This is a genomic window from Vicingus serpentipes, assembly GCF_007993035.1.
Lineage (GTDB): Bacteria > Bacteroidota > Bacteroidia > Flavobacteriales_E > Vicingaceae > Vicingus > Vicingus serpentipes.
In genome coordinates this window covers 1-4,530 of sequence record NZ_VOOS01000010.1, presented here as the reverse complement: position 1 = coordinate 4,530, position 4,530 = coordinate 1, and the positions used below count along the sequence as shown (strand labels likewise).

Sequence of the window (4,530 nt, the reverse complement as noted above, 5' to 3'; positions counted from 1 at the left end):
CTCCTGTAGCATCTCCATTACAAATTGGATCATTATGCGCTTCTGGATTTATTGCTAATACTGCTGGTTCAAAAACGGTTACTGAAACATCTCCAGTACATCCTGTATTTTGATCTGTTACTGTTACGGTATAACCACCTGCTGTTAAGCCTGTAGCATTTACTGTTGTTTGCCCTCCTGGTGCCCATAGATAAGTAAATGGTCCAGCACTATTTGTTGTAGATGTTACTATTGCGCTACCTGTTGCACCTCCATTACATAAAACACTATCTGCAGAAGCAAAAGGTATTGGCATTGGATCAACCGTTACAACTTGCTGCACTGTATCTCTACATGTACCTTGATATGCTATCTGTGTAATTGTATAAGTTCCTGCTCCTGCATATCCATGTGTTGGATTTTCTGTAGTTGATGTCCCAGCATCTCCAAAATCCCAATCATAAGTTACACCAGATGTACCTGTATTTGTTAATACATAATTATTACCTGTTAAACATTGAGAAGAATCATTTACGCTAAAACCTGCTAAAATCGTTACCCCATCAACTAGTGTAACTGTTTCTGTTACTTGACAATTATTATGATCTGTTACTGTTACTTCATAAGTAACACCAGGAACAAGCCCTGTAGCTGTTTGTGAAGTTTGTACTGGAGCTGTATCCCATGAATATGTATATGCTCCTGTCCCTCCTGTTGGGTTAGCCGTTGCACTTCCTGTTTGTCCAGCACATAATGGTGGTGCTGGAGTTATTGTTGTAGTTAATTCTGTAGGTTCAAATATTTCAGCGGTAGTTTGAGCACTACATGTTGTTGCTAAATCTTGAACAGTTACAGTGTAAACACCAACTGATAAACCAGTAGCAGTTTGTGTAGTTTGAACACCTGGTGTCCAAGAGTATCCATATCCAAAAGGGAATGCACTAGTACCAGTTACACCTGTTACTGTTACAGAACCATCTGTTCCACTAAAGCAACTTACACTATCTGCAGAAGCAATCGGAACTGGTAATGGGTTTATTGTAATATCTAGCGTTGTAGAGTCTGCACATTGACCTGCATCAGGAGTAAATATATATGTTTGAGTACCTGCAGTTGCTGTTGAAACTACTGGACTCCATGTACCTGTAATCGCATTAATCGAGGTTGTTGGTAATACTGGAGCTGCCGCATTTTGACAAAGTGGTGCTACAGCAGAAAAAGTAGGCTCAACTAACGGATTTACTGTTACTGTTAATTCCGTAGTATCTGAACAAGACCCCAATGTAACAATTTGTTGAACTGTAAATGTTGATGCCGTTAAATAGGTATGTGTTGGGTTTTCAAGAGTAGATGTATTACCATCTCCAAAATCCCATGAATATGAACCTCCAGTTGTCCCTGTATTTGTAAATGAAAAACTATTTCCTTCAATACATTGAGCAACAGGTTGATTAAATCCAGAAACAACAGGCGCTACTATTATATTAAATTCTGTAGTATCAGGACAATTATTAGCACTGTAGCCAACAACATAATAAGTTAAGTTAGTTGTACCTACCGAAACCGTTGGATTCTGACATGTTGTACAACTTAACCCAGCATTAGGAAACCAAACATAACCATTTACTGAACCAGAAGCTCCTAATACAATGTCTTCATTTCCACATGTTGTAACAACATCGTCAACCACATTTGCACCAGTTGAAGGATTTGTATAGCTGGTAGTAATAGTTGGTTTAGGTTCAACAACAACAGTGATGGTTGTATCATCTGTTAAACAACCTGTTGTACCTGTAACAGTATAATTTGTTGTTGTTGTAGGTGATGCTGTTACAGTATTTCCTGTTGTTGCACTTAAACCAGTTGCTGGTGACCACACATAAGAATCAGCTCCAGCTACATTTAATGTGCCTGAAGTTCCTTCACATATTGTAATATCATTTGAACTTACATTAATAAAACCACTACAAGAAACCGTAGCCGTACCTCCAAACTCAACAGGAACTGTAGAACTAGCACTAGAATAATTTGAAAAACACATTAAATATTGTTGACCACAAACTACCGGAATAGCTGGTTCATAATTACCTGCATTACCTCCCGCTGGAACAGAACTAACTGCACCTGTCCCTCCTGTACTTGAAGCATTCCAATTACAACTAACAGGAGCAACATTACCAGCAGAAATATTTCCACAATCTCCTGAATAGGGCCATAAAATCCAATCATAAAATCCAGCTTGGGCTCCACCTGCTCCAAATGAAAACTCTAAGTTCCCTGTTTGTCCAACAGTTATTATCATCCAAGTACTATTTTTTTCACCTGCTAACAAACAACCATCATTAGTACTTGAAGGAGCACTATTTGGATTACCCACACTCCCTACTGGAGGAACATCATTTACAGATCCTATTCCATTTGGATCAATTGTGAATCCTGCATTTGAACATATATTAATTGCATCCCCACAATCTGAAGCTGTAACTGCTGGTGTTGTTTCTGTAACACAAATATCAAAAGTACCTTGATCATCGCCATACCCCCATACTCTTACCCATATCTGTGTTCCAGGAGGGAAATTGGCATCCCCATTTGACATTGTCCCTGTACCTCCATCATCATCACATGTTGCTTCGGCAATATTACCACAATCAGTACCAGTATATAAAGACATTCCTGAATCAGTCATACCTAAAGCACCCAAATCAACATTTGCTCCACCAGATGCGGGCACAGTAAATGTAAACCATAAGTCATTCCCAACATAATTACCACAACTAGGTAAAATATTATAGCCTGAACCAACACCTGTATTATCAAAAGTTTGTGATACACATGAGTTATTTACAGGTAAAACAACTGCACCACACGGCTCTGTATTTGCTGGTGGCTGAGCACATGAAATACTTATTGAAGTTCCTAAACAACCAGTATTTTGACATTGATTTCCAGCATTTTGATACCTATCAAGTAGTAATGATAATGAACCTGTGACAGTTGATGTCCAAACAATTTCTGAACAACCATTAACTGCTGTTCCTCCATCATTATTTGTTGCATATGATGTTAATGTACCTAAGTCTGCTAAAGTTAAATTAGAATTACACGTGTTTCCTGCTGTACATGTTGTAATAGTATATATGTTACCTGCTACAACATCAACATTTATATACTCTCCTGCATCAAGAGTTACAGTAGTTGATCCTGGACAACCAACTGAAACATTTGGATCTCCTGACCAAACATTATCATCTGGACATTGTGCTTTTAAACTAAAATTTGCAATCAATAATAATGAAGCAAATAAATACTTTGTAATAGAACTCATATTGTTATAGGGTTGTTTTTTTATTTATAAATCTCAACAAGGTTAATTAACTTGTTCTCAATATTGCTTGAATAATAAAGTGATTTTACTTCATCTGCTTGAATGGTTTTTTTTGTATGAAGTATTATTTTTTTATTGTTTGATGAAAATTCAATTTTGTTAACACTTAAATTTGATTTAAAAATGCTTAATAACGTTGATTTTTCTATTTCAGAAAAAACTGATTTAGCAATAACAACAAACACTTTAGATGATATGTTATTTGAATTATACTTATTCCATTCTTTAATTGTTTTGCTATTGTGTTCATTTACACCTTGAACACCTGAATTAAAAAAATAGATATAAAAACTATTATTATTAAATTTTTCAGCAAAATCATTAACTGCCATCTGCTGAGGAGAAAAACAGACAACTTTTCCAGAAAAATAATCTACTCTATATTCACTCAACCCCATTTCTTTTAGAATCGAAGTAATATTATTTTGATCTATTTCTGAAGTCAGTCCTGGCACACAAAATTCATAGAAATATTGATTTTGTGAAAATGAGTTAAGAGAAATAAAAGTGAAACTAAAAAGCATCACTAATTTTATTATTATTTTCATAAATAATTTGTTTAGTTAGATTTTAACAATTCAGCCTGCAAAATAAGTATATTTTAACAAACAATACCTACCTAACGAGATGAAAAAATTATGGTTGCCTTCCAAATTATAAATATTTTCTAAAAAATATATAACCCACAAAAACCCAGTAAATTACTGGGCTTTTTTTGTGATTATTTTATGGTTGAGTGTATTTATTGAATAATATTTACGTGGCCAATTTTTGAGTGTTGTTCCCCGTTCACATCTTTAAAGATGATTTTCCATACATAGGTATCCGTTTTAACATTTGTTCCTTTGTATGTTCCATCCCAACCATCATCAATGTTTGTTCCTTCAAATATTTTTTCTCCCCAACGATCGTAGATTGAAAGATTAAATCCTTCATCAGAGATACCAAAGCCTTTTGCTAAAAACACATCATTTTTATTATCAAAATCAGGTGTAAATGTGTTTGGCACAAATAAGCCATATTCGCCATTTACGATTACTATTTTAACAATATTGTTTACACAACCATTTGCATCAGTAACGGTTAAGGTAACAGGGTATTCACCAATCGTATCACCAGGGAATTCAAAAGATGGGTTAGGGAATGGACTCGTTCCAAGACCA

At 35.3% G+C, this 4,530-nt stretch carries 3 protein-coding genes; all 3 read right to left on the bottom strand.

The window, feature by feature from the left end:
- Window positions 1-3,307, bottom strand: a 3,307-nt coding sequence (locus tag FRY74_RS12725) for a PKD domain-containing protein (RefSeq protein WP_147102218.1), incomplete at its 3' end; no start/stop codon positions are given.
- Between the two features lie 20 nt (window positions 3,308-3,327).
- Window positions 3,328-3,915, bottom strand: coding sequence for a hypothetical protein (locus tag FRY74_RS12720; RefSeq protein ID WP_147102216.1), 588 nt, complete (start codon window positions 3,913-3,915; stop codon window positions 3,328-3,330).
- 194 nt (window positions 3,916-4,109) lie between these two features.
- Window positions 4,110-4,530, bottom strand: a 421-nt coding sequence (locus FRY74_RS12715; RefSeq protein ID WP_147102214.1) for a T9SS type B sorting domain-containing protein, incomplete at its 5' end; no start/stop codon positions are given.